Below are 25094 nucleotides of genomic sequence, written 5' to 3'. Positions count from 1 at the left end.
GAACGAAGGAGTGGGCCCGTGGACAAGACCCTGGCCGGGCAGACACCGACCGGGCCCGCTCCGCAGAAGGCCACGGTGACGCAGCGCGCCATCGAGCGGATCAAGGCGATGATCGGCGACGGCAGCCTGGAGCCGGGCCAGCGGCTGCCGACCGAGCGTGAACTCGCGGTCCAGCTGGGCATCTCGCGCAGCTCGATGCGGGAGGCGATCCGGGCGCTGACCGTGCTGGGCGTGCTGGAGGCGCGGCACGGTTCGGGCATCTACGTGACGCGCCTGGAGGCCGGGGACCTGCTGGAGACGTTCGGGGTGGTCGCCGACCTGTCGCGCGGGCCTGGTCTGGTGGAGCTGCTGGAGGTGCGCCGCATCCTGGAGTCGACGGCGGCGGCGCTGGCGGCGGCCCGGATCACGCCGGACCGGCTGGCTGCGGTGGCGGAGCACCTCGCGGCGATGAACGCCACCGACGATCCGGACGTGATCCTCGCCCACGATCTGGCGTTCCACCGGGAGATCGCGGCGGCCGCGGGCAACGACACGATGGCCGCGATCCTGGAGGGCCTCTCCTCGCGCACCTTCCGGGCCCGCGTCTGGCGCGGCTACCAGGAGGACGGCGTCATCGAGCGCACCCGCCGTGAGCACGCGGCGATCCACCGCGCCCTCGTCGCCCACGACCCGGAGGCGGCGAGAGCGGCTGCGGCGGCCCATGTGGGCGAGGTCGAGCAATGGCTGCGTTCCCACCTCCCGCAGTAGACAGACCACTTGTGGACAGACCACTTGTAGACAGACCACTTCAGGAGTAGCCCCGCCGCTCCCGGAGTCGCCGTCGGTGCGGACGGTGCGGGTGACGTCGTGGCCGTAGGTCGAGTCGTTGACGACGGCCACGCCCCAGCCAGGTTCGGCGAGTTGCACGAACCGGTGGTCGCAGGCTTCAAACTTGGCCGACTCCCAGCCGGTGTTGGTGTGCGTGGGCCGGTGGACATGCCCGAACTGGGTCTGCGACGCGTACCGTTCGGCGTGCACGTCGAGCGGGAAGGCAAGCTTCAGGAACTTCTCCGTCTCGTGCCAGTCCACCTCCGTGTCCACCACGAGCCGCCGCTCCCCCGGTGCGAGGGTCAGCCGCTGGGTGACCCCGGACGCCCCGAAGGTCCGCGCGACCCGCACCGAGATCCCGTCCGCACCGGCGCTGACCTCGTCGGCGTCGATGATGCCATGCAGTTCCCCGGCGAGCCGCGCCCGCCCGCCACCGGAGGCCTCGCTGATCCGCACGTCAGGAGCGGGTATCAACTGAGCTGCTATACCGCCGACTTGGCCCCGGAGCGGCTCACAGTCGCGACCGGTACAGCCCGAACTCCGCGAGGTGAACGGCGGCGCGGGCGCCGGTGACCCGCAGTCGCCAGTGCCGGGCGGAGACGGGGGCGGGCAACCGCAGGATGCGGCTCGCGCCGATGGTGCCGGAGCCGCTCACCCGCGTCCACGCGCCGTCGCGATGCGCCTCGACGACGAACGCCTCCACCTGCTGGCCGTGCCGCACGTCCTCGGCCAGCCGCACCCGGTCCACCTCCCGTTCCCGGCCGAGGTCGACGGTGACCAGGCCGGGCGCCCGCCTGGTCGGGGCCCGGCGTGCGAGGTCCTCGGGCAGCTCGCGTTCCACCCGTTCGCGGAACTCGCGCAGCCGCGTCACGTCGGCGGCGGGCAGCAACCCGGCGGTGTCCGGCGGGACGTTGAGCAGCAGCACCGCGTTGCGGCCCACCGACCCGAAGTAGATCTCCGTCAACTCCTCGACGCTCTTGGGCTGTTGCTCGGGGTGGTAGAACCAGCCGTCCCGCAGGGAGACATCGCACTCGGCGGGCCACCACTGGAGGTAGTCGGTGTGCGGCAGGGCCGTGACGAGGGCGGCGCGGCTGCCCTCGTCGGCGGTGTCGTAGGCCAACGCCCAGTCGGTGCGGCCGTAGGGGTTCTCCTTGACGGGGATGACGCTCCACTCGTCCTCGCGGGCCAGGCCGCTCTCGTTGCCGACCCAGCGCAGGTCGGGTCCGGTGACGGCGATGGCCGCGTCCGGGGCGAGGGCCCGCACCAGGGTGTACCAGCTGTCCCAGTCGTAGGCCTCGACCTTCTCGGGCGGGATATGGCCCTGGGCGCCGTCGAACCAGACCTCGTCGACGGGACCGTACTCGGTGAGGACCTCGTAGAGGGTGTTGAGCATATGGGCGCCGTAGTCGGTGGCGTCCAGGGTGAACGAGCGCGGCGGGGTGCGGTCGTCGCCGTGGACGAGGGTGGGGATGGTCCGGGCGGTGCGGGCGCTGCCGTTGGCGTAGCCGCCGTGCAGGTACTGGTTCTCGTCGGCGGGTGAGAGGTAGACGCCGACCTTGAGGCCGTACCGGCGCATCGAGTCGGCGAACGCGCGCAGCACGTCGCCCTGCCCGCCGCGCCAACTGCTGGACGCCACCGTGTGGTCGGTGTACCGGGAGGGGTAGAGGACGAAGCCGTCGTGGTGTTTGACGGTCAGGACGGCGAGCCGGAAACCGCCGTCGCTCAGGGCCCTGGCCCACTGGTCGGTGTCGAGTCCGGTGGGCTGGAATACCTCGGGGTCCTCGTCGCCGGTGCCCCATTCCAGGCCGGTGAAGGTGTTCACGCCGAAGTGCAGGAACGCGGTCCGTTCCAGGCGCTGCCAGGCGATCTGCCGTGCGGTGGGCCGGACTTGGGAGGCCGTGCGGACGAGGTCGGCCTCGGTGTCGTGCGGGGAGACGGGGATGCGGGAGCGGGTGTCCGGTGCGGCGGCTCGGGCGGCGGGGAGGGGGATGCCGGTCGCGGTGAGGGCGGTGGCTGCGGCGACGAACAGGCGTCTGGAGACGGCCATGGCGGGTGCTCCTCGGATCAGCGGGCGGTCAACTGCCATACGGCAGGGGGGCGTTGGCCGGGCGGGTACTGGACGAGCCGTCCACCGTCGGAGGGGCTCACGGTCATCCGCGTGACGGCGCCGACGAGCCGGTATCCGCCCGCGACCGGCTCCGCACGACCGGCACGCTCCCGTGCCCCGCCGAGCGGAGATCGTCGGCGAGGGCGGCGGCCACCCGGCGCCCAGTCGGCCAACGCGGGCACCGTGACCGGGGCCGCCGCCACCTCCGTCGCGACCGCCGGAACCGGCGCCACCCACAGGGTCAGCGCCGCCGCGACCCCGAGCAGCCGCAGCACTCTCCGTCTCACCTCAGCCATGCACACACGACCTCCTGAGCAGCCCCGCGCGTCCTCGGGGGCCTGATGACTGGACGGGCCCCGGAGACCTGTCAACGGCACTGCCCGCTCTGCCGGTTGACCGAGTGATCGGGTGACCTGCTGCTCAGCGCCGGGTCGGGCGCGAGCGGCGCCCCGTGAAAAGTCCAAGAGGAGCCGCCCGAATGCCCAAGCGCGGGCCCTCGGCAGGCCCCGGGAGGGTGACGGCATCGCCCGCCGAGAGCCGACGTGTCCGGTACGTGCCGGTACCTCGGGGTGGTCGCTCTCGACGTGGGGCCGTCGGCGAGGCAGAGTGCTTCTTCGCACGCACGAGTCGAACTCACGGGTGTGACGCACCAGTTCTCCCTACCGACCGCTCCCCTCCCCCACCATCTCCTCCCTCTCCCGCTGTCTCCCCCCCTCCCCCGAAGAGATCGCCCCCCCTTCCCCCTTCCCCCCTTCCAAGGAGCCGCCGTGACCGCCTGGGTCGGCCGGACCGCCGTCGAGATCGCCACCGCCGTACGCGAGAAGCGGGTCACACCCCGGGAGGTGGTGGCCGAGCATCTCGACCGGATCGAGCGGCTCGACGGCCGGGTCGGGGCGTTCCGCACGGTCCGCACGGAGGCCGCGCTCGCCGAGGCCGACGAGGTGGCCGCGCGCGGCGATCTGGCCCAACTCCCTTTGGCGGGCGTGCCGGTGGCCGTCAAGGACAACGTCGCCGTGCGCGGCGAGTCCCTGCGGGTCGGCTCGGCCGCGACCTCGCGGACGCCCGCCGACGCAGACCATGTCACGGTGGCCCGGCTGCGGGCGGCGGGCGCGGTGGTCGTCGGCCTCACCAACGTGCCGGAACTCTGCGTGTTCTGCACCACCGAGGGCGTCCACGGCACCTCCCGCAACCCGTGGGACCTGACCAGGACCGCGGGCGGTTCCTCCGGTGGCAGCGCCGCGGCCGTCGCCGCCGGTATGGCGCCGATCGCCCTCGGCAACGACGGCATGGGGTCGTTGCGGGTCCCGGCGGCCAGTTGTGGTCTCGTCACCATCAAGCCCGGGCACGGGCTGGTGCCCGCCGGGATAGGTGAGGGCGACTGGTTCGGCCTGGCGGAGAACGGTCCGCTGGCGACGACGGTCGAGGACACCCGGCTGATGCTCGCCGTCCTCGCGGACACGGAGGTGGCGGACCCGGCGGAGCCCGCCCCGCTCAAGGTCGCCGTCTCGCTGCGCAGCCCGCTGCCCATCGCCCCGGTGACCAGGCCGTTCGCGGACGCCGCCCGGGAGGCGGCCGGGGTGCTGATCAAGGCCGGTCACCAGGTCCGGCGTGCCGATCCGCCGTATCCGGCGAGCCTGGGCACGACCGGCCTGCGGTACTGGACGGCGGGCACGGCCGTCGACGCCGAGGGCCTCGACCCGCGTCAGCTGGCCCGGCGCACCCGGGTCCACGCGGCCATCGGCCGACGGTTCGTGGACGGCGTCCGCACGGGCCGCAGCCGGGAGGAACTGCGGCGCCGGATGGAGCCGTTCTTCGCCGAGCACGATGTGCTGCTCACCCCGACGCTGGCCGGTCAGGTGCCGGGCGCCGAGCCGTGGCACCAGCGGGGCTGGCTGCGCAACGTGCTGGCCAACAGCCGCTGTTCGCCCCTCACCCCGGCCTGGAACCTCACCGGCTGGCCGGCGATGTCCGTCCCGTTCGGCACGCTCCCGTCGGGCGCCCCCTGCGCCGTTCAACTGATAGGCCGCCCCGGCACGGAAGCGACCCTGCTGGCCCTGGCGGCGCAGATGGAGCAGCGTCACCCGTGGCAGCGCACGGCACCGCTGGAGTAGGCACCGAGGGGCGGCGGGGGTGAGGGGATGCGCCCGACGACGGCTTCAAGCCGCTGAACACCGGGACCGGCCCCGCGACCGGCGACCGGCGACCGGCGACCGGCGACCGGCGACCGGCGACCGGCGTGGGCAACTCCCCTTGCCCGCACGCCGGTTACAGCGCGCGGTGCATCACGTGCAGGCCCACCCAGCCGTGCCGTGGATGGTCGAACGCGTCCGGGACCGTGCCCACGATCGTGAAGCCGAGGGACGTCCAGAGGCGGACCGCCGGGTTGGTCTCGACGACGGCGTTGAAGACCATGCCCCGGTAGCCGTCGGCCGTGGCCGCCGTGAGGATGTGCTCGGCGAGGGCGCGGCCGTAGCCCCGGCCGCCCTGGTCGGGGTCGACCATGAAACCGGCGTTGGCCGTGCGGGCCGCGGGGCCGCCGTAGTTGGGGGTGACATAGGCCGAGGCGACGACGGTGCCGGACTCGTCCTCGACGACGTAGACGCGCTTGGCGGGGTTCATCCACAGGGCCCGGCCCGCCTCCATGGAGGTGTCCGGGTCCCAGGAGTAGGTCTCGCTGGCCGAGACGATCCGGTGCCAGAAAGGCCAGATGCGCGGCCAGTCGTCGGCCGCGGCTCCTCTGATCAGCATGGGCGTGAGTCTGGCACGCCCATGCGGTCGGCGGTCGTGAGGGGTCGGGGCGCTCAGTCCACGCTGGGCAGGATGTGCGGCTCGGCGAGGTCGTCCTCGTAGCCGGCCAGCCGGATCGGGGCCGACCTGGCCCACACGTCGAGGCTGCCGAGCTGTCCGCCGGGGCGGCCGGAACGCTCCGTGCGTTCCTCGGGGCGTTCGTCGTCGGTCGTCGTCTCTTCTGGTGTCACCGCGCACTCCTTATGTGTCGGGTCACCCTCGGGGCGGGCCGGACCCTTCCGCGGTCCGACCTGTGACACCCCTGCGGGTGGTGGGTCGAGAACAGTTCGGACGCGGTGGCGCCGGTCTTTCGTACGAGCAGGCCGCTGTGCACCGGCTTGCCCCGGGACGGACGTGGGTGTGGATGGAACCCGGTGTTTCTGCCCGTCCGGTCCACATTAACCAGATGAGCGGCTGTCCGCTCGATAGCGCGTGGAAACAATGTGTAACTGTCCCAAGTCCGCCCGCAATCAGGGGACATGCTATGCCCGTCATGGTCGCCGGGCGACTCGATCCAGGTTCACTCGAACGGCGCACAGCGGCGGCTCCGCCCGCACGTCCCGAGCCCGGTCCGGGGGTCGGACCGTTCAGGTGCCGTTGGCCGGATCGCAAGGCGGCCATGATCTGCTGACGCGCGGCAACGGCTCGTCCGGCGAAGGGACCGGCGCATGGAGCTGCGCAGTGTCGAAGAGCTGATGGATCTGCTGTCCGCGTGCCGGGGCTCGTGGCACGCCCCCGGTACGCGCGGCGGCCGGGTGGACCTGCACGAGCACGCGCTGCGGACCGCCGCGCTGCTGCGGCGCAGACGCCCCGCCGACAAGGAACTCCAGGTGGCGGGGTTGGTGCACGCCATCGGGCCGCTGCTGTGCCGGGGTGAGGAGAGCCCTGTCACGGCGTCCGCCCGCGCGGCCGACGCCGTGCGCGGACTGCTCGGCACCCGGGTCGCCCGCCTGGTCCGCGCCCACCACCGCACCGACCACGCCGACGACGACCTCCTCCGCCTCCGCCACGCCGACGAGGAGTGCCGCCACACCGGCTTCGACGCCGGAGTCCTGGAAGACTGGCGCACCGTCCTGGAACTCCTCGCGGCCCGCAACTCCCGGCTGGGGGCGGTGGATTGACGGGCCGTGCTCACACGGTCATTGAGCCGTTCCGGCCAACAGCCAGCGCCCCACGGGGACTTCGAGCAGGACGCGGCCTCGTGCGGGGTGCGTGGGGCGGCGACGTCCCAGTCGTACTTCGCGGTGAAGGCGTCCACGATGTCCGTCGGGAACGGGCCGCGGTGCAACGCCGCCTCCCCTTCGGCCACGACCGGAAGCCCGCCGTCCTCCAACGCCAGGGAGACCCGCGGGGATGTCGCGAGGTTGCGGACCTTGACCGAGCCCTCGTCCGTGCCGATCCACCAGGTGTCGTGCAGGAAGACGAACCAGACCGGCGTCACATGGGGCGACCCGTCCGGGCGGACGGTGCACAGCCACACGTTCTTCTCCTGGGCCAGGCGCTCGCGGACGGCGGCCACCGGCAGGGACACGGAATCAGTCATGCGCCCATCTCATCCGCACCCCGGCCGGAACACCTCGGTCCTGCGGCCCTGCCGCCTCGGACAGGTGTCCTACTCCGCCGGGCCGAGGCCCTGCCCGCTCGGGAGGGTGGGTCAGGGCGTCGCGAACCGGGAGACGTAGGCGTCGAAGGGCTCGATGCCGACCTCCGCGCGGAGTTCGTCCATGCGCTCGGGCTCCTCGCACGGCCAGGGAATCGGCGCCCCGTCCTTCACACCGGCGATCTGGGTGCCGTAGACCTGCTGACGGCCGTCGTTGACCATCGTGCGGTCGTGCAGAAAGGCCAGCTCGCGCGGGCCGGCCAAGCCCGCCGACACCGCCTGCCCCAGCAGCCGCAGCGCGCGCCGCTGGACGTCGAGCTGCCGGTCGGCGTGCTGGGCGATCAGCCACGCCGCACGGGCGGCCTCCTCGCCGACCAGGTCCGCCGTCGGCCAGCCGTACGCGTCCAGGATCTCGCCGAGCCGGTCGCCGTGGCGCGCGGTCAGCCGTCGCCACGCCAGCTGCTCGGCCGGGTCATCGCTGTTCGCCCGGGCCGAGGACCGCTGATCGGCCGCGGCCATGTCCGTGAGTTCCGCCGCCAGCGCGGCAACGTCGTGCGCCACTTCAACTCCCGGGTCGTGTCGGTGCGTTGTGCTTGCCGACCGCAACCCTAGAGGCGCACAGCGGGCGCAAAGATCGTCCCGGAGAACGGTGACAGGGACCCTCCCGCCCCCGGACAATGGACAGGTACCCGGGCGGAGTCCTCCTGCCCACTCCGCGCCGGGCACCCTGAGTCCCTAGGTGAGGGACCGCCCCGTCAGGGGAACAGGGCGATGCCCGCCAGGACGATCAGTACGATCGCCGCCACGATGGCCACCGTGGTCCAGGTGCTGCGGTGTCGGGCCGCCGTGCCCGTGACGCCGCCGCGTGGCCGGTCCTCCGGCAGTACGCGGTCGGCGGGACGGTCGTTGCCATAGAACTGTTCGTCCGTCGGGTAGTGGTTGCGCGCGTCACCGAAGGCGCGCGGATCGATGCGGTGTGGGTCGACCGGACTGGCCATGACTGCTCCCGGCGCGGCTGCTCCGCAGGGCCGGATTCGCGGGCGGCATCGGGTCACCGGTCAGGGACGGCGACTCACCACTTGCCGGGCGCGTAGTCCTTCAGGAAGACGCCGTACAGGTCCTCGCCCTGTTCTCCACGCACAATAGGATCGTATACCCGGGCGGCCCCGTCGATCAGGTCGAGCGGGGCGTGGAAGCCCGCCTCGGCCATCCGGACCTTGTCGGGATGCGGGCGCTCGTCCGTGATCCAGCCGGTGTCGACGGCCGTCATCAGGATGCGGTCCTTCTCGAACATCTCCTGGGCGCTGGTGCGGGTGAGCATGTTCAGCGCGGCCTTGGCCATGTTGGTGTGCGGGTGCCCGGCGCCCTTGTAACCACGGCCGAAGACGCCCTCCATGGCGGAGACGTTGACGACGTAGGTCCGGCGGGCCCCGGCCGCGGACATCGCGGCGCGCAGGCGGCTGATCAGGATGAACGGCGCCGTCGAGTTGCACAGCTGCACTTCGAGGAGTTCGACGGGCGTGACCTCCTCCACCGCCTGAATCCAGCTGTTGGTGTCGTGCAGGTCGGGCACCAGGCCACCGGCGTCGATGGCGGTACCGGCGGCGATGCGCTCCAGGGAGGCCGATCCGGAGACCAGGGCGAGGTCGGTGACGTCCTGCGCGGTGAGGGCGCCACCGCCCGCGACCGGGAGGGCGGCGACGGCGCCGGAGCCGAAGGTGCCGATCACCTCGGCGGCGGGCAGCTCACCGGCGGGCAGCGGCGCGGACTCGGCGGTGACCAGCTCGCCGTAGGCCTGCGGGGAACGGCGGACGGTCTGCGCCGCGTTGTTGATCAGGATGTCGAGCGGCCCCTCGGCGGCGACCGAGTCGGCGAGGGCGACGACCTGGGCCGGGTCGCGCAGGTCGATGCCGACGATCTTCAGCCGGTGAATCCAGTCGGCGCTGTCGGGCTGGGCCTTGAAACGGCGGATCGCGTCGTTCGGGAAGCGCGTGGTGATCGTCGTGTGGGCGCCGTCGCGCAGCAGCCGCAGGGCGATGTACATGCCGATCTTGGCCCGGCCGCCGGTGAGCAGCGCGCGCTTGCCGGTGAGGTCGGTGCGGGCCTCGCGGCGGGCGCGGTTCTCGGCGGCGCACGTCTGGCAGAGCTGGTGGTAGAAGTAGTCGACCTCGACGTAGCGGGCCTTGCAGGTGTAGCAGGAGCGGGGCCGCTGGAGTATCCCCGCGATCTGGCCCTCCTCGGTGACCGACGACGGCAGGATGCCCTCCGTCTCGTCGTCGATGCGCTGCGCGGAGCCGGTCGCGGTGGCCTCGGTGACAGCCTTGTCGTGGGCGGTCTTGGAGGCCCGGCGCTCCTGACGGCGGCGCTGCTTGACCGTGCGGTAGATACCGGCGGTGGCCCGGCGCACGGCGATCGCGTCGGGGTGGTCGACCTCCAGGTCGTCGAGCTCCGCCAGCACGTCGAGGCAGACGGCGAGCCGTTCGGGGTCGATGCCGGGCCCGAACACGACCTCTTCCGTGGTCGTCGCGCCGTTGTCTGTCACCGTCATGGCCGCTGCCGTTCCCTGGTCTGCCGTCGCGGTGCCTGGATCGCACCCGCTGTCGAACGGGGAATTTTACGCCAGCGCCGGGCCCTGTCACCAAACCGTCTCGTCAGGAGCCGCAGGCGGTGAGCAGCGCGGCCACCTCCTCGCGCAGCGCGGCGGCCAGCCGGTCCAGGTCGGGCACGGCCGCCGCGTCGGCGACCAGGCCGTAGTGGACGCCGCCCCGGTAGGTGGAGACGGCGACGGCGAGGGACTGGCCACGGGCCAGCGGGGCGAAGGGGAAGACGGCGGTGACGGGGTGGCCGCCGAGCCGCAGACCGAGGCTGGGCAACGGGACGCTGGTGACCAGGATGTCGAACCAGAGCCGGGCGGCCTGGCCGACCAGCGGGCCGCCGAGCCGGTGGGCGAGCGGGGGCAGATGGTCGGCGAGCAGGGCGACGGCGCCCGCGCCGCGCTGCGGTCCCGCGTCCTTGTTGCGGTCCATGGCGGCGCGCACGGTGCCGAGCCTGCCGAGCGGGTCGGGGTCGTGCACGGGGAGCCGTATCACGTACCCGGAGAGCCGGTTGCCCTGCGGGTGCGCGGTGCGGGGGCGGCGCCGGGAGACCGGGATCAGGGCGCGGGGCGCGACGCCCTCGCTGCCGTCGCCGCGTTCGTCGAGCCACCGGCGCAGGGCGCCCGCGACGACGGCGATGAGGACGTCGTTGACGGTGCCGCCGACGCTCTTGCGGACGCGGTGCACGTCGTCGAGGTCGACGACCACCCCGGCGGTGCGGCGGGTGCCGGTGGCCTCGGCGGTGAGCGCGGCCGAGGAGCGCACGCCGAGACCGGAGACGGCGACGGAGGCACCGATGTCGAGCGCCCGGCCCACGTCGGAGAGGGCGCCCTTGACCAGCCCCGGCAACTTGCGCACGTCGGGCAGCACACCGCGCGACGGTGGCTCGGGGCGGGCGCGGGCGGCGGGCAGGTCCATGGGGTCGAGCAGGGAGGCGGCCAGGGTGAGGGCGCGCAGCCCGTCGGCGAGGGCGTGGTGGAACTTGAAGAGGACGGCGAAGGAGACCCCGTCCTCGCCGGGCAGCACATGCGCCTCCCAGGGCGGCCGGTCGCGTTCCAGCGGGCGCTGCATGAGGCGGCCCGCGTCGGCGTGGAAGTCGGCGGTGGGGGCGTGCAGCCGGACGTGGGCGAGGGGGTCGAAGTCCGGGTCGGGTTCCCGGGTGGCGCCGCCGAAGGCGAGGGGCGCGAAGGTGAACGGCTGCCACACGTCCCGAATCCGCATGCGCAGGCCGGGCACGGCGGCGGCCCGGGAGGCGAGCAGGTCGGCGGCGTGGGCGCCGGCGGTGGGCGAGTGGGCCGCGAAGACGCCGAGGGCGCCGAGGTGCATGGGGTGCGCGGCGGACTCGATGTTCCAGAACGCCAGATCGAGAGGAGCGAGCAGGTCGGAAGTCAATTGCTTGCCTCGCGTCGACGACGGGGTGAGCAAGCAGTCAAGCGCTCCGAGTCGATTACGGTCAAGTACGATCAAGCTACGCTCAGTTAACGTCAGATTACGTCCGCTCGTCTGGGGCGGACGGGACGCATGGGACGTCTGGTGTCTCCCCGGTACCGGCGGCGTCATCCGGTCCGTGGCGCCCCACTCCGACGGGCGCGGGCCGACCGTGCCACCGGGACGGCACGGCGCGCACGGCACGTCAGCCGTCCGGCCGACCCGGGGACGGCCGGGGCCACCTCGTCGTCGTCGCGATCGAACGTCGTTCCCTGCCGGACGGCGTCGCGAAGCCCGCGCCCCCGGAGGCCGGGCGGGACGCGGCACGGGCGGCGCCCGGCGGCAGCGGTGAGGCTGCCGTCGGGCGCCGCCCGGGGTCAGGCGCGACCGCCCAGGACCGGGTCGGCTCAGGCGCAGCCGGCCGGGGTGGCCCGGGAGGCGTCCGCGATCAGCGCCCGCTGGGCCGCGTCGATCCGCCGGACATCGGGCTTGACGACCCTGCGGTCATAGGTGACCAGTCCGTTCAACTCGCCCTCCACGTCCGAGATCTGCGTGTAGACGGCGCCGTTGCCGCCCCGGCAGGCGAGGGCGTGCACCTCGGCGAGCTTGGTGAGGTAGTCGTCCGTGTAGGTCGCGGGGTCGACGTCCACGTAGGACTGCTGCACCGACCAGGCGTGGCCGGGCACCGCGAGCCCCAGGCCGCCGTACTCGCCGCTGACCAGGGCCCGTCTGCCGTCGGGGTTCGGCGGCAGAGCGGGGCTGGGGTAGCCGTGTTCGTCGAGGATGTCGCCGGTGCCGCCGTCGACGCCCAGATTGATGCCGGACATGCCGTTGACCAGCCGGGTCGGGTCCCAGGCCTTCGCCTGGTCGGCGATGCGGGCCTCGTCGTACTGGCCCCAGCCCTCGTTGAAGGTGACCCACATGACGACCGACGGGCTGCTGATGTGCTCGTCGATCAGCTGCTTCATCTCGCGCTCGTACGCGGCGCGGGAGGCGGCGGACGGGTTCACCCCCGCGGTCATCGCCGGCATGTCCTGCCACACCATGAGGCCCAGCCGGTCGGCCCAGTAGAACCAGCGGTCGGGTTCCACCTTGATGTGCTTGCGGACGGCGTTGAAGCCCAGCTTCTTGTGCAGCTTCAGGTCGTACGCGAGGGCCTCGTCGGTCGGCGCGGTGTGCAGGCCGTCCGGCCAGAAGCCCTGATCGAGGGTGGCCATCATGAAGACGGGCTTGCCGTTGAGGACGGTGCGCGGCACGCCGTTCACCTGCTCGACGGCGATCGAACGCAGCCCGACGTAGCTGCCGACCCGGTCGGCGCCGACGCTCACCTTCAGGTCGTACAGGAACGGGTCGTCCGGCGACCACAGGCGGGCGTCCGGGATGCGCAGCGTCAGCGGGCCGCCGCTGCGGCCGGTGACCGTGCCCACCCGGCGTTTCCCGTCGTAGGCGGTGACTGTCACCGGCAGCCCGGAGCGCACGCCCTGCGGCTGGACGGTCACGGTGCCGGCGGTCACGTCGGTGGTGAGCTTGAGCGAGTCGACGTGGTCGGCGGCGACCGGCTCCATCCACACGGTCTGCCAGATCCCGGAGGACGGGGTGTACCAGATGCCGCTGGGGTCCAGGCGCTGCTTGCCGAGCGGCGGGTTCTCACCGTCGGCCGCGTCCGTCGGGTCGTGGACGCCGACGATCAGTTCCTGGGTGCGGCCCGGCTTGAGGGCGTCGGTGACATCGGCGCTGAACTTGTCGTAGCCGCCGTGGTGTCGGGCCACCTCGGTGCCGTTGACGTACACCTCGGCCTGCCAGTCGACGGCGCCGAAGTTCAACCGGAGGCGCTTGGCCGTGCCGATCCTCCAGTCGGCCGGGACGGTGAAGGTGCGCCGGTACCACATGCGGTCCTCGTGCCGTTCGATGCCCGACAGTTGGGACTCCACCGGGTAGGGGACGAGGATCTTCTCGCCCAACTCCCGCCCCACCGGCGGCTGTTCACCGGCCCGGGCGGCGGCGAACTGCCAGGAGCCGTTGAGGTTCTTCCAGGAGGCGCGGGTCAACTGGGGCCGTGGGTACTCGGGATGGGCGTTGTCGGCGGAGACGTCGTCGGCCCACGGGGTGCGCAGCTCGTACGTCGACCGGTTGCCGCCGCTGCTCCAGAAGGAGCTGACAACGTTGCCGTCCTCGCGGGTGAGGCCGCCTTCGCCGTCGTAGCGTACGTCGGCGAGTCCCGGTGCCGTGCCGGTGCTGTTGCCGACGACGGGTTCCTTGAGGCGGACCAGCAGCGAGCTGGGGTCGGCCGGGTCGAGTCGGGCGTCGGCCAGCGGCCAGGTGGCGCCGCCGATCACCGCGTCCAGGTGGTCGGTGACACCGGCCGGGGGCGTGGACAGGGGCCGTGAGAAGTCGAGTTGGAGGGTGCGGCCGTCGGCGCGGACGGTGGTGGCGAGGGCACCGCCGTAGTCGAAGCCGTCGGGCAGCCGGAACGCCGACTGCGGTACGGCGGACTTGGTGGTGCCGGGCGGGGTCCAGCGCAGGTGGAGGTTGGAGCCTCCGTAGTGCTCGAAGTACTCGACCTTGATGTGGTAGCTCTGACCCGCCGTCAACTCGACCGGCCGGGAGGTCTGTTCACTGTCCCAGTCGTCCACCCAGTGGTCGATGACGAGGCTGTCGTCGATCCAGAGACGGAAGCCGTTGTCGCCGACCAGGGAGAAGGTGGTGGCGCCGGTCCTCTCGGGGACGATCTTGCCGGTCCAGCGGACGTTGACGTCGTCGGACTGTCCGGTGGCGGAGGTGAAGCGCGGCTCCAGGGTGTCGAAGTCGAGTTGCGGGTCGAATCCGGTCGCCTTGAGCGCGTGGAAGTCGAAGGCGCCGGGGGCCGATTGGGTGTAGTACTCGCCCTTGAGGCCATGGACCTCGACGGGGTTGACGGCCGCGTCCGCGGTGACTGTCGCGCTGAGCCCCGCGACACCGAGTACGGCTGCGAGCAGCAGGGCGAGGCGTTGTCTGAGTGACCTGAGTGGTCCGGGTGATCCGATGCGCACGAATCCTCCTTGACTGACGGATGAGGAAGGGTGGCGGCTCGTTGCTTCGGCCTTTGCCTCGTTGCAGGGAACGGGAGTTGGCATCAGAGCACGGCTCCGGGCCCCTGTCCAGGAACATGACAAAAGGCCCGGTGACCGGGCGTCCCGTGACCCACGGGAGATCCTTCACGGGCCAGGCCCGCGGGCAGGGCGGAGCACGCCGACGCCGTTCTTCCGGACGGTGGACGACGGTCCCCACGGCGGCTACGTCACGAGGCGGCCCTTGCCGAGGGCGATCACGCCGCCCGGGGAGACGGTGTAGAGGTCGGCGTCCCGTTCCGGGTTGACGCCGATGGTCGCGCCGGGCGGCACCTCGACGTTCTTGTCCAGCACCGCGCCGCGCACCACCGCGCCCCGGCCGATACGGACGTTGTCGTGCAGGATCGACCCCTGCACCACCGCCCCCGGGTCGACCCGGACCCCCGGTGACAGCACCGACCGCATCACCTGCCCGCGGATCAGGCAGCCCGCGCTGATGATCGACTCGCCCGCGATGCCGCCCGCGCTGAACCGGGCGGGCGAGAGCTGGTTGGAGTGCGTGTAGACCGGCCAGCTGCGGTTGTACAGGTTGAACGCGGGGCGCTCGGCGATCAGGTCCATGTGGGCGTCGTAGTACGCGTCGAGGGTGCCGACGTCCCGCCAGTAGCCCTGGTCCCCACTGGTCTCGCCCGGCACATGGTTGGCGCTGAAGTCGTACAGCCCGGCCTCGCCCCGGTCGGTGAGCTGGGGCAGGATCGAACCGCCCATGTCGTGCACGGACCGCGCGTCCTCCGCGTCCCGGTGCAGCGCCTCGATCAACACCTTCGTGGTGAAGAGGTAGTTGCCCATCGACGCGAACACCCGCTCCGGGTCGCCCGGCAGCCCGGGCGGGTCGGGCGGCTTCTCCAGGAACCGTTCCACGGACTGTCCGTCGGAGCCGGGGGTGATCACGCCGAACGACGACGACTCCTCGCGCGGCACGCGTATCCCCGCCACCGTCACCCCGGCCCCGCTCTCCACGTGCTGGGTGAGCATCTGGCGCGGGTCCATCCGGTACACGTGGTCGGCGCCGAACACCGCGACGTACTCGGGCTGTTCGTCGTGGACCAGGTTCAGGGACTGGAGGATCGCGTCGGCGCTGCCCAAGTACCAGCGGGGGCCGAGCCGTTGCTGCGCGGGGACGGGGGTGACGTAGTTGCCGAGCAGACTGGACATCCGCCAGGTGGTGGTGATGTGCCGGTCCAGCGAGTGCGACTTGTACTGCGTCAGCACGCAGATGCGCAGGATGTCGGCGTTGACGAGGTTGGACAGGACGAAGTCGACGAGGCGGTAGGTGCCGCCGAAGGTCACCGCTGGTTTCGCGCGGTCCGCGGTGAGGGGCATCAGACGCTTGCCCTCCCCGCCCGCCAGTACGATCCCGAGTACCGAAGGTCCACCACGACGCACGGCCGCTCCCCTCACCCTGGTCACCCCTGGTTCCCCATGCCTGCCCTGGAGCCGTACGGAGTAAGCCTGTTCGAGACCCGCCCGGCTTCCGCTACCCCTGCCCGAGAACCTCCTCGTAGAGCCGGACCGTCCGCCGGGCGACCGCGTCCCAGCCGAACTCCCCCACCGCGCGCGCCCGTCCGGCCTCACCCATCCGCCGGGCACCCTCCGGATCACCGAGAACGGTGTCGAGGGCCCGGGTGAGCCCGGCCTCGAAACCGTCGCCGGGCTCCACCAACAGCCCTGTCCCGCCGTCCTCGACGACCTCCGGGATACCGCCGACCCGGGACGCCACCACGGGCGTGCCACAGGCCATCGCCTCCAAGTTGACGATGCCGAGGGGCTCGTAGACCGACGGGCAGACGAACGCGGCGGCGTGCGTGAGGAGTTGGATGACCTCGGGGCGCGGCAGCATCTGCGGAATCCAGTGCACACCCTCCCGGACCCGGCTCAACTCCTGCTGCAAGGCGCGGAATTCACGGTCGATCTCCGGGGTGTCCGGGGCGCCGGCACACAGCACGACCTGGGCGCGCGGGTCGATGTCCCGTACGGCGCGCAGCAGTTGGGGCACGCCCTTCTGCCGGGTGATACGGCCGACGAACAGCACGTAGGGGCGGCCCCGGTCCAGGCCGAGGCGGTCCAGGACGTCGGTGCGCGGGTCGGGGCGGTAGAGGGTGGTGTCGATGCCGTTGTGCACGACCCGCACCCGGGCCGGGTCCAGCGCCGGGTAACTGGCGAGGATGTCCTCGCGCATGGCCCCCGAGACGGCGATCACCGCGTCGGCCGACTCGATCGCGGTGCGCTCGGCCCAGCTCGACAGGGCGTATCCACCGCCGAGTTGCTCGGCCTTCCAGGGCCGCAGCGGCTCCAGGGAGTGGGCGGTCATCACATGCGGGATGCCGTGCAGCAGCTTGCCGAAGTGACCGGCGAGGTTGGCGTACCAGGTGTGCGAGTGGACGAGGTCACGGCCTTCGAGTCCGGCGGCCATGGCGAGGTCCACGGAGAAGGTGCGCAGCGCGTCGTTGGCCGTGTCGAGGGCGGCCCAGGAGCGGTGACGCCGGACGCCGACCCCGCGGCCCTCGCCCCAGCAGTGCACCTCCAGGTCGACCAGCGGGGTCAACTCCCGTGCGAGGAACTCCACATGGACGCCCGCGCCGCCGTACACGTCCGGCGGGTACTCCCGGGTCAGCAGTCCCACGCGCACCGGTCGCCCCCTGGTGTCTCGGCAGTTCCCTCATGGTCACCCAGATGCGCCGTGCGCGGAAGGGCCCGGGGGCCGGGTGAAGCAGCAGTCCCCGCAGAGCCCGCCGCCGGGCACCCGGTAGTAGAGGCAGCAGCTGCGGCGCCGGAACTCCGTACCGGTGAGGGTGCCGGAACCGGCCAGCAGGGGATGCGCGAAGAGGCGGACGGTGAGGGCGCGGGTGCGGGCGGCGACGTCGGTGCGGCCGTGCGGGCGCGCCCAGCGGTGCAGCTGCCGGGCCGCCCCGGCCAGCGCCGAACCGGCGTTGCCCCACAGCAGCCCGGGCGCCACCCGGAAACGGGCGTGCAGCGCCGCCGCCAGCGGTTCGAGGTGACCGTGCAGGACGGTGTCCGCGAGCTGCGCCGCGTCCCCCGGCAGCGGGCGCAGCTCGGTCAGCCGCAGGTCGTCGGGGGCGCTGCCGTCAGGGTCCCAGCACAGCAGCCCGGGCTCCAGATCGGGGATACGGCCGTACAGAACGGCGCTGCCGAGGGCCACCGACCAGAGGCGGGCGGCGAGGCCCTGCTGGGCGATCGAGGCGGCGATCCTCGGCTCGGGGGCGTGCAGCGCGTCGGCGACCTTACGGACCCGGAAATCCAGGGGATCGCCGTAAACATCCGACGTCCGGTGCGCGTAGGTGTCGGCCAACGTCGGCAGCGACGTGGTCGCGGCCGCGCCCGTGGGTAGTACGAAGAAGGCGCCGAGCGGTGCCAGCGCGGTGAGTTCGGGGTCGAGGTCCACGAAGAGCAGTAGTACCAAGGCCTCCGGGCGATGACACGGAGGGATCTCCACCCGTGTCCACCCGACCTGGGGAGGACGGCGCCCGATCGCTACTACATCGGCAGTAGGACACATTGCCTGCTCAGGGCTGACGACGGGAACAGCGGGAGAGGGCATCGTGTTGTTCATGAAGGCCGAACGTTCGCCGCGCCGGGGTCACCGCCCCTGTCCCTCGCAGAGGAGCTGCCGCTCATGAGCGCCCTCGCGTTGTCCGTGCTCCTGTCGTTCGTGTCCGCCGTGGCGTACGCGGGCGGGGCGATCGTCCAGGAGCAGGTCGCGGTGGACTCGCCGGGGCAGCAGTTCGCGCCGCTGCGCCGCCCGATCTGGTGGGCGGCGGTCGCGCTGAACGGCCTGGGCGGGCTGTTGCACGTGGTCGCGCTGGCCTACGGCCCGCTGAGCCTGGTGCAGCCGCTCGGTGCGCTGACGATCGTGTGCGCGCTGCCGATGGCCGCGCTGTTCGTGGGCCGCCGGGCGGGGGCCACGGCCTGGCGCGGGGCGGTCATGGCGACCGTGGGTCTCGCCGGTCTGCTGGCCCTGGTCGGCACCTCCGACGGGCTCTCGCTGAGCACGGTCCAGCGGGTCCTGGTGGCGGTGGTGAGCGGCGGCGCGGTGCTGGCGTTGATGATCGCGGGCCGGGCGGCCCACCGGCATCCGGCGGTGCGCAGCATGCTGCTGGCGACCGGTTCCGGCATCGCCTTCGGCATGTCCTCGGTGTTCACCAAGACCGTCGCGATCGACTGGACCGGCGGGGTGGCCACGGCGGACCTGCCGTCCCTGGCCCTGATAGGCGTCTTCGCCACGGCCGGCATGCTGCTCTCGCAGGCCGCCTACCGGGGCGCGGGCCTCGCGGCCCCGCTGGCCACACTGACGGTCGTGAACCCGGTGGTGGCGGCCGCGGTCGGCATCACGATGTTCGGCGAGACCTTCCGGTACGGCTCCACGGGCACGGCGCTCGCCCTGAGCTGCGCGGTGGTCGCGGCGGGCGGCCTGATCCTGCTCACCACGGAACGCATCCAGCGCACGGAGGCAGGGACCCGGTCGGAGACGGCGAACGACGACGCCCTGACCGTCCCCGGGTCCACCGGGACACTGCTGCCCGGGCTCCCGGACCAGTCGACGGCACCGGCCGCCGAGCGGCTTCCCGGGACACCTCCGGGGCGGGGTGGGGAGGTGATCCGCGACGAGATCCGGGCGGAGCTGCCCTCAGAGGTGCTCGTCCCGGCCCGCGCGGCCAGGGCGAACGGGCGGGACGCGGAGTCCGGTACGGCCGTGGAACACACGGCGGCCGGTCGTCCGGGGCCCGGGACACCGTCGTTCGACGACGAGCACGACGACCCGTTCGTCGACGATGTCCCCGACCACCGGCGCTTCCGCTTCTACGGGCCGCTCTACGGCGGCACCTACCTCCCGCCGGTGCCGCCCACCGACCGGCACCGGGTACGCGTCAGATCCTGACGCCGCCGGCGCGCAGGTACGCGAGAGGGTCGACGTCGGAACCGAAGGCGGGCCCGGTCCGCACCTCGAAGTGCAGATGCGGGCCCGTGACGTTCCCGGTGGCGCCGGAACGCCCGATCCGCTGCCCCTGTCCCACGCTCTGCCCGGCCCGCACCGAGATGGCCGAGAGGTGCGCGTACTGCGAGTAACGGCCGTCGGCGTGCCGGATGACCACCTGGTAGCCGTAGGAGCCGCCCCACCCCGCGCTGACGACCTCGCCCCTGGCGACCGCCTGCACGGACGTACCGGTGGGCACGGGGAAGTCGACGCCGGTGTGGTAGCCCTTCGACCAGGAGGAGCCCGAGGCGTGGTACGGGGTGCCGATGGAGCCGCCGACCGGGGCGACGAGCGCGTGACCGGAAGAGGCGGGCGCGGCCTTCTTCTTCTCCTGCTCCTTCACCTCCGGCTTCTCGGCCTTCTGGGCCTTCTGCGGCTTCTTGGCCTTCTTCTGCGGGGACTTGGGCGCCGAGGTGGCCTTGCCGTGCAGGTCGAGCCGCTGGCCCGGCAGGATCAGGTCGGGGTCCGCGCCGATGGTCGTCCGGTTCCCGGCGTAGAGGCCCCGCCAGCCGCCGTCGACGTCCTTGGCCTCGGCGATCCGGGAGAGGCTGTCGCCGTGCACGACCGTGTACATCTCGGCGGTCCCGGCCCGCGACTGGGGCGTGGTCTGCGGCTGCACGTCCCGCACGGAGGACTTACGCGCCTGCTGAGCTTGCTGAGCCGCCTGGGGCTGCTGAGTTCGCTGGTTCTTCTGGGCGACCTGCTCGGTGGTGGTGCCCTGCGGGTGGACGTCCGGGGTGGCGTCGCCGCGGGTCAGTCCGGCCCGCGCCGAGCACACCGGCCAGGCACCGGGCCCCTGAGCGTCCAGCACCTTCTCGGCAACGGCGATCTGCTGGTCCTTGGTGGCCAGATCCGCGCGGGACGCGTACGCGGTGCCGCCGTACGCCGCCCACGTCGAGCGGGTGAACTGAAGGCCGCCGTAGAAGTCGTTGCCGGTGTTGATGTTCCAGTCGCCGCTGGATTCGCAGGCGGCGATCTTGTTCCAGGTGGTGATGTCGGCGGCCTGCGCGGTGCCCGCGCTGATGAGCGGCAGCGCCAGTCCGGCACCGCCCGCCGTGACCGTGAGTGAGGCGCGGTTGATCCTGTTGGGCTGGTACCGGCGGTGCCGGCCGCGTACGGCCATCTCTGGAGCCCCCATCGACAGGCGTCGGAAGGGCCCAAAATTAGGGCCCCTGACCGGCCGTGACAAGACCGCGAATCGGCCTCCCCACGTCATCGGCCCCCGGCAAGTGCCCGGAAACGCACCTGAGTTGAGAAAAGGGTGAGGCGGGAGGGGGTGTTCGCGCGTATCTGCCTGTGTCACATCGGGTACCCCGGACATGCGCCCCGTCGAGCGACACGACAGGATGGCCGGTGGGGCAATACTGACGATGTCGACCGGCGTGACCGGCCGACGGATGCACTAGGAGCCAACCGTATGAGCACTTCAGCCCAGATCGGCGTCACGGGACTCGCGGTGATGGGGCGCAATCTCGCCCGGAATTTCGCGCGCAACGGATACACCGTCGCCCTGCACAACCGGACGGCGTCGAAGACGCACGCTCTGGTCGAGGAGTTCGGGCAGGAGGGCGACTTCATCGCGGCCGAGACCGCCAAGGAGTTCGTGGCGGCGCTGGAGCGCCCGAGGCGGCTGGTCGTCATGGTCAAGGCGGGCGAGCCGACCGATGCGGTGATCCAGGAGTTCGCGCCGCTGCTTGAGACCGGCGACATGATCATCGACGGCGGCAACGCGCACTTCGCCGACACCCGCCGCCGGGAACGTGAACTGCGCGAGCAGGGCATCCACTTCGTCGGCATGGGCGTCTCCGGCGGCGAGGAGGGCGCGCTGAACGGACCGAGCATCATGCCGGGCGGCCCCTCCGAGTCCTACGACTCGCTGGGCCCGATGCTGGAGAAGATCTCCGCGAAGGCGGCCGACGGGGCGCCCTGCGTGACGCACGTCGGCCCCGACGGCGCCGGGCACTTCGTGAAGATGGTCCACAACGGCATCGAGTACGCCGACATGCAGCTGATCGGCGAGGCCTACCAGCTGCTGCGGGACGTGGCCGGATACACCCCGGCCCAGATCGCGGGCATCTTCCGCACCTGGAACACCGGGCGCCTCGACTCCTACCTGATCGAGATCACCGCCGAGGTGCTGTCCCACGTGGACGCGGACACCGGCAAGCCGTTCGTCGACGTGGTGGTCGACCAGGCCGAGCAGAAGGGCACCGGCCGCTGGACCGTGCAGATCGCCCTCGACCTCGGCGTCCCGGTCTCCGGCATCGCCGAGGCGGTGTTCGCCCGCTCGCTCTCCGGGCACGCGGCGCTGCGCGAGGCGTCCCGTGACCTGGCCGGGCCGACGCCCACCGCGCTGGGCGAGGCGGAGGCGGCGGCCTTCGCGGACCGGGTCGAGCAGGCGCTGTACGCGTCGAAGATCGTGTCGTACACGCAGGGCTTCCACGAGATCGCTGCGGGCAGCGACGAGTACGACTGGAACATCGACCTCGGTGCGGTCTCCTCGATCTGGCGGGGTGGCTGCATCATCCGGGCCGCGTTCCTGGACCGGATTCGCGCCGCCTACGACGCCCGGCCCGACCTGCCGAGCCTGCTGTCGGACGAGACGTTCGCGCGGGAGATCGCGGACGCCCAGGACGACTGGCGTGAGGTCCTGATCGCCGCGACCCGTCAGGGTGTGGCGACGCCGGGCTTCGCGGCGGCCCTCGCCTACTACGACGGCCTGCGCGCGGAGCGCCTGCCGGCCGCGCTGACCCAGGGCCAGCGCGACTTCTTCGGCGCCCACACCTACCGCCGCACCGACCGCGAGGGTTCCTTCCACACCCTGTGGGGCGGCGACCGCACGGAGGTCCCCGCGTAACGGCACCGCGCAGCGGATGCGCGGAACGGCGGTGGATGCCAGATGAGGCATCCACCGCCGTTCCGCGTGCCGGGGCGGTGAGGCCGGCGGGGGGGTGTGTCGGGGCGGCCCGTGCCTGGGCCGGGGGGGGGCGGATGCCTGGGCGGGCGTCCTATGCCGTTCCGTACGGCGGGGCGCTCAGGTCGGCGGCGGACTGCGCCGGGGCGGGGGGCGGATGCCTGGGCGGGCGGCGCCGTTCTGCGTGGCGGGGTGTTCAGGTCAGGGGCGGGACTGGGGCGAGGGCGGGGGGCGGATGCCTGGGCGGGCGTGCAGTGCCGTTCCGTGCGGCGGGGTACTCAGGTCGGCGGCGGGACTGGGGCGGGGGCGGGGGGGCGGATGCCCGGGCGGGCGTCCAGTGCCGTTCCGTACGGCGGGGCGCTCAAGTCGGCGGTGGGCCCATGCGGGGAGTCGGGGCGCGGATACCCGGGCGAGCGTCCGACGCCCTTCCGTGCAGCGGGGCGCTCAGGTCAGGGGCGGGACTGTGCGGGAGTGGAGTGCGGATGCCTGGGCGGGCGTGCGGCGCCGGTCCGGGCGACGGGGCGCTCAGATCAGCAGCGGAACTGTGCCGGGGCGCGTGCGGATGCCCGGGCGGGCGTCCAGTGCCGTTCCGCGTGAGGGGGCCGATCAAGTCGGCGGCGGGCCCGTGCGGGGAGTGGGGCGCGGATACCCGGGCGAGCGTCCGACGCCGTTCCGCACGGCGGGGTGCCCAGGTCAGGGGCGGGACTTTGCCGGGGGCGGGGTGCGGATGCCTGCGCGGACGTCCAACGCCGGTCCGGGCGACGACGCGCTCAGATCAGCAGCGGGACTGTGACGGGGCACGGTGCTGGATACCCAGGCGGGCATCCAGCACCGTTTCGTGTGACGAGGCCGCTCAAGTCGGCGGCGGGCCCGTGCCAGTAGCGGGGTGCGGATACCTGTGCGGCGTCCAACACCGTTACTCGCGACGGTGCGCTCGGGTCAGCGGTGGGCCCACGCCAGGGGCGCGGTGCGGATACCCGGGTGGGCATCCAACAGCGTTCCACGTGACAAGGGCGCTCAGGTCAGCGGCGGGCCCGTGCCGGGAGCGGTGTGCGGATACCCGGGCGGGCGTCCACACACCGTTCCGCGTGACAAGGGCGCTCAGGTCAGCGGCGGGCCCGTATCGGGGTTGGGATTCGGGGTCGGCGCGGGACCCGGCGGGGCGGGCTCCGGGGTCGGCGGTACCGGTGCGGGGCGCGGCGGCGGTTGCGGGGTCGGCGCGGGACCGGGCGGTGCGGGCTCGGGTCCCGGCGACGGATACGGGTCCGGGGTCGGTGCCGGGCCGGGTGTCGGTCCGGGCGGAACGGGGGCGGGGTACGGCTCGCTCATCTGCGTCTCCGGTGTGTCGTCGGGATGTCCGCTCTGGACTACTCCCCCGCGTACCCTCACCCCGCGCCCTGACTCATCCCGATGCATGACAGCGGGGGCCCGCCTGGTTCACCGGGGGTGCGGAGGGGGTGGGGGGTGTTATGGGGGCCGGGTCCGGTGCATGGGCTGGGCGTTCGGGGGCGGGTCATCCTGGGGCGGTTTCGGGGGCGGGCTCATCCCGAGGGCGGTTCCGGGAGCGGGCTCATCCCGAGGGCGGGTTCATCCCGGCCAACTCGCCTCGGGGCAGTCCACCCCGGCCCACTCGATCGTCCTGGCTCAGTCGATCGCCTCGGGTCAGTCGGGTTGGCCCGCTTGTGCGGGCTGTTGGGCTGGGGTCAATCGGGCTGGGAGCAGTTCGGGCTGGGGGCGGTGTTGGCTTACTTGATCTGAACGTCCGGATTTGGTCACTCGGGATGGGTTCGGCTCTGGCCGACTCGATCCGGCCACTCGGACCGGGTCGCTCGGAGTGGGGTTCGGCTCTGGCCCTCTCGTTCCGGCCACACGGCCCGGCTCGCTAGGGCTGGGGTTCGGCGCCGACCCGCTCCACCGGCCACTCGGACCCGCTCGCTCGGGCCGGGCGTCGTAGGCGGCCCACTCGACACAGCCGCCCGGCGCAGCTCACTCGGGATGAGGTTCGGCCCTGGCCCGCTCGACCTGGCTGGCTGACCCGGCTCACTCAGACTGGGGCCGACCATTGCACGCTCAACCCGGCCGCTCAACCCAACCCACTCGTGTTGAACGTCCCGGCCCACCAAACCCAAACCTGCCTGGCTTGGCCTGGCCAGCTGGACCATTGGCGCCTCACTCTGGCTGGGCGTCCGCTCCGGTCTGCTCGACGCGAGCCGCTCAGCTCGGCCTACTCTGTCCGGCTGCGCGATCCGCCTCACTTGGACTGGGCGATCGACCCGGCGCGCTCTGCCCGGCGCACTCAGCCCAGTCGCGCGACCTGGCTCACTCGGTCTAGTCCTCCGAACCGGCCCACTCGGCCCAACTATCAGGCCCTCCGCCTCGAATCGGCCCGCTAGCCCACCCGGCTCGAACCGGCTCACTTAGGTTGAGCGTCCGGCTCACTCGGACTGGCCGTCCACGCCGGCTCGCTGAACCGGCTCACTCGGTCTAGGCGCCCGAACCGGCCCACTCGGCCCAACTATCAGGCCCTGCGCCTCGAATCGGCCAATTCGGGCTGGCCGTCCGCCCCAGCTCATTGGACCGGCTCACTCGGTCTAAGCCTCCGAACCGGCCCACTCGGCCCAACTGTCAGCCTCTGCCCCCGTTATGTTTTTCGCGGTCCTGTAAGAGGGCCGCTGGCCTCCGGGCCCGGTATGACTGTGTCCCCCTGTCGAAGGCATGACCTGGGGGGTGGTGTCACCGGGCTCGTGAGGTGTCGTC

18 protein-coding genes and 2 pseudogenes are annotated in these 25094 nt (G+C 72.5%); 5 read left to right on the top strand and 15 right to left on the bottom strand.

Features of this window, described 5'->3' with window-relative positions; genetic code table 11:
* The first annotated feature begins 18 nt into the window (after positions 1 to 18).
* Positions 19 to 747, top strand: coding sequence for a FadR/GntR family transcriptional regulator (locus tag ACIQOU_RS10535; RefSeq protein ID WP_401535858.1), 729 nt, complete (start codon positions 19 to 21; stop codon positions 745 to 747).
* Positions 748 to 804: 57 nt separating this feature from the next.
* Here ACIQOU_RS10535 and ACIQOU_RS10530 read toward each other — a convergent pair.
* The 3 genes and pseudogenes from ACIQOU_RS10530 to ACIQOU_RS10520 all read right to left on the bottom strand — a co-directional run.
* Positions 805 to 1203 (bottom strand): annotated as a pseudogene (locus ACIQOU_RS10530) (glycoside hydrolase family 38 C-terminal domain-containing protein); the annotation flags it as partial.
* Positions 1204 to 1318: 115 nt separating this feature from the next.
* Positions 1319 to 2854: an alpha-L-fucosidase gene (locus tag ACIQOU_RS10525; protein WP_401535855.1), complete on the bottom strand. Its 1536-nt coding sequence runs from the start codon at positions 2852 to 2854 to the stop codon at positions 1319 to 1321.
* A gap of 17 nt (positions 2855 to 2871) precedes the next feature.
* Complete coding sequence (locus tag ACIQOU_RS10520; RefSeq protein WP_401535854.1) at positions 2872 to 3210, bottom strand: hypothetical protein; 339 nt, start codon at positions 3208 to 3210, stop codon at positions 2872 to 2874.
* 471 nt (positions 3211 to 3681) lie between these two features.
* Here ACIQOU_RS10520 and ACIQOU_RS10515 point away from each other — a divergent pair, with 471 nt between their 5' ends.
* Positions 3682 to 5025: an amidase gene (locus tag ACIQOU_RS10515; protein WP_401535852.1), complete on the top strand. Its 1344-nt coding sequence runs from the start codon at positions 3682 to 3684 to the stop codon at positions 5023 to 5025.
* A gap of 154 nt (positions 5026 to 5179) precedes the next feature.
* Here the strand turns inward: ACIQOU_RS10515 and ACIQOU_RS10510 are convergent, their stop codons facing one another.
* Positions 5180 to 5662, bottom strand: coding sequence for a GNAT family N-acetyltransferase (locus ACIQOU_RS10510; RefSeq protein ID WP_401535851.1), 483 nt, complete (start codon positions 5660 to 5662; stop codon positions 5180 to 5182).
* Positions 5663 to 5715: 53 nt separating this feature from the next.
* Complete coding sequence (locus ACIQOU_RS10505) at positions 5716 to 5892, bottom strand: hypothetical protein (RefSeq protein ID WP_401535849.1); 177 nt, start codon at positions 5890 to 5892, stop codon at positions 5716 to 5718.
* Positions 5893 to 6369: 477 nt separating this feature from the next.
* Between ACIQOU_RS10505 and ACIQOU_RS10500 the strand changes: the two genes are divergently transcribed.
* Entirely contained in the window at positions 6370 to 6822 is a 453-nt protein-coding gene (locus ACIQOU_RS10500) for a hypothetical protein (protein WP_401535848.1), read from the top strand.
* 221 nt (positions 6823 to 7043) lie between these two features.
* On the opposite strand, the pseudogene ACIQOU_RS10495 reads toward ACIQOU_RS10500, so the two are convergent.
* The 9 genes and pseudogenes from ACIQOU_RS10495 to ACIQOU_RS10455 form a co-directional block, all read right to left on the bottom strand.
* Positions 7044 to 7244: pseudogene (locus tag ACIQOU_RS10495) on the bottom strand (pyridoxamine 5'-phosphate oxidase family protein); the annotation flags it as partial.
* A 111-nt stretch (positions 7245 to 7355) separates the two neighbouring features.
* On the bottom strand, positions 7356 to 7862 hold the full coding sequence (locus ACIQOU_RS10490) for a DUF6624 domain-containing protein (RefSeq protein WP_401535847.1): 507 nt from the start codon (positions 7860 to 7862) through the stop codon (positions 7356 to 7358).
* A gap of 194 nt (positions 7863 to 8056) precedes the next feature.
* Positions 8057 to 8299: a hypothetical protein gene (locus ACIQOU_RS10485; protein WP_401535845.1), complete on the bottom strand. Its 243-nt coding sequence runs from the start codon at positions 8297 to 8299 to the stop codon at positions 8057 to 8059.
* A gap of 74 nt (positions 8300 to 8373) precedes the next feature.
* On the bottom strand, positions 8374 to 9849 hold the full coding sequence (locus ACIQOU_RS10480; protein ID WP_401535843.1) for an SDR family NAD(P)-dependent oxidoreductase: 1476 nt from the start codon (positions 9847 to 9849) through the stop codon (positions 8374 to 8376).
* A 103-nt stretch (positions 9850 to 9952) separates the two neighbouring features.
* Positions 9953 to 11287 (bottom strand): wax ester/triacylglycerol synthase family O-acyltransferase, encoded by a 1335-nt coding sequence (locus tag ACIQOU_RS10475; protein WP_401535841.1) that lies wholly within the window; start codon positions 11285 to 11287, stop codon positions 9953 to 9955.
* A gap of 443 nt (positions 11288 to 11730) precedes the next feature.
* Entirely contained in the window at positions 11731 to 14436 is a 2706-nt protein-coding gene (locus ACIQOU_RS10470; RefSeq protein ID WP_401535839.1) for a PA14 domain-containing protein, read from the bottom strand.
* Between the two features lie 159 nt (positions 14437 to 14595).
* The gene (gene glgC, locus ACIQOU_RS10465; RefSeq protein ID WP_401535838.1) at positions 14596 to 15816 is read right to left on the bottom strand and encodes a glucose-1-phosphate adenylyltransferase; all 1221 of its coding nucleotides are present in this window, start codon (positions 15814 to 15816) and stop codon (positions 14596 to 14598) included.
* Positions 15817 to 15907: 91 nt separating this feature from the next.
* A complete protein-coding gene (glgA, locus tag ACIQOU_RS10460; protein WP_401535836.1) occupies positions 15908 to 17059 on the bottom strand; it encodes a glycogen synthase in 1152 nt (383 codons plus the stop codon).
* A 36-nt stretch (positions 17060 to 17095) separates the two neighbouring features.
* A complete protein-coding gene (locus ACIQOU_RS10455) occupies positions 17096 to 17851 on the bottom strand; it encodes a (2Fe-2S)-binding protein (protein WP_401535834.1) in 756 nt (251 codons plus the stop codon).
* A gap of 213 nt (positions 17852 to 18064) precedes the next feature.
* Here ACIQOU_RS10455 and ACIQOU_RS10450 point away from each other — a divergent pair, with 213 nt between their 5' ends.
* Positions 18065 to 19327 carry a DMT family transporter gene (locus ACIQOU_RS10450; RefSeq protein WP_401535832.1) on the top strand — a complete coding sequence of 421 codons (1263 nt, stop codon included), beginning with the start codon at positions 18065 to 18067 and terminating at the stop codon, positions 19325 to 19327.
* Here the strand turns inward: ACIQOU_RS10450 and ACIQOU_RS10445 are convergent.
* Entirely contained in the window at positions 19317 to 20546 is a 1230-nt protein-coding gene (locus ACIQOU_RS10445; protein ID WP_401535831.1) for a transglycosylase family protein, read from the bottom strand. The genes ACIQOU_RS10450 and ACIQOU_RS10445 overlap by 11 nt on opposite strands.
* A gap of 294 nt (positions 20547 to 20840) precedes the next feature.
* On the opposite strand from ACIQOU_RS10445, the gene gndA reads away from it, so the two are divergent.
* Positions 20841 to 22280 (top strand): NADP-dependent phosphogluconate dehydrogenase, encoded by a 1440-nt coding sequence (gene gndA, locus ACIQOU_RS10440; RefSeq protein ID WP_401535830.1) that lies wholly within the window; start codon positions 20841 to 20843, stop codon positions 22278 to 22280.
* Positions 22281 to 25094: the final 2814 nt, after the last annotated feature.

The organism is Streptomyces sp. NPDC091279 (assembly GCF_044757465.1).
Lineage (GTDB): Bacteria > Actinomycetota > Actinomycetes > Streptomycetales > Streptomycetaceae > Streptomyces.
Note: the sequence above shows the minus strand (reverse complement) of the source record. Positions and strands in the feature narration are given on the sequence as shown.

Excerpts from the sequence above, each read along its gene's own strand:
- gndA (WP_401535830.1), top strand. The coding sequence starts at position 20,841 with ATGAGCACTTCAGCCCAGATCGGCGTCACGGGACTCGCGGTGATGGGG.
- ACIQOU_RS10520 (WP_401535854.1), bottom strand. The coding sequence starts at position 3,210 with ATGGCTGAGGTGAGACGGAGAGTGCTGCGGCTGCTCGGGGTCGCGGCG.
- ACIQOU_RS10525 (WP_401535855.1), bottom strand. The coding sequence starts at position 2,854 with ATGGCCGTCTCCAGACGCCTGTTCGTCGCCGCAGCCACCGCCCTCACC.
- ACIQOU_RS10450 (WP_401535832.1), top strand. The coding sequence starts at position 18,065 with ATGAGCGCCCTCGCGTTGTCCGTGCTCCTGTCGTTCGTGTCCGCCGTG.
- ACIQOU_RS10510 (WP_401535851.1), bottom strand. The coding sequence starts at position 5,662 with ATGCTGATCAGAGGAGCCGCGGCCGACGACTGGCCGCGCATCTGGCCT.
- ACIQOU_RS10480 (WP_401535843.1), bottom strand. The coding sequence starts at position 9,849 with ATGACGGTGACAGACAACGGCGCGACGACCACGGAAGAGGTCGTGTTC.
- ACIQOU_RS10485 (WP_401535845.1), bottom strand. The coding sequence starts at position 8,299 with ATGGCCAGTCCGGTCGACCCACACCGCATCGATCCGCGCGCCTTCGGT.
- ACIQOU_RS10500 (WP_401535848.1), top strand. The coding sequence starts at position 6,370 with ATGGAGCTGCGCAGTGTCGAAGAGCTGATGGATCTGCTGTCCGCGTGC.
- ACIQOU_RS10470 (WP_401535839.1), bottom strand. The coding sequence starts at position 14,436 with ATGCCAACTCCCGTTCCCTGCAACGAGGCAAAGGCCGAAGCAACGAGC.
- ACIQOU_RS10445 (WP_401535831.1), bottom strand. The coding sequence starts at position 20,546 with ATGGCCGTACGCGGCCGGCACCGCCGGTACCAGCCCAACAGGATCAAC.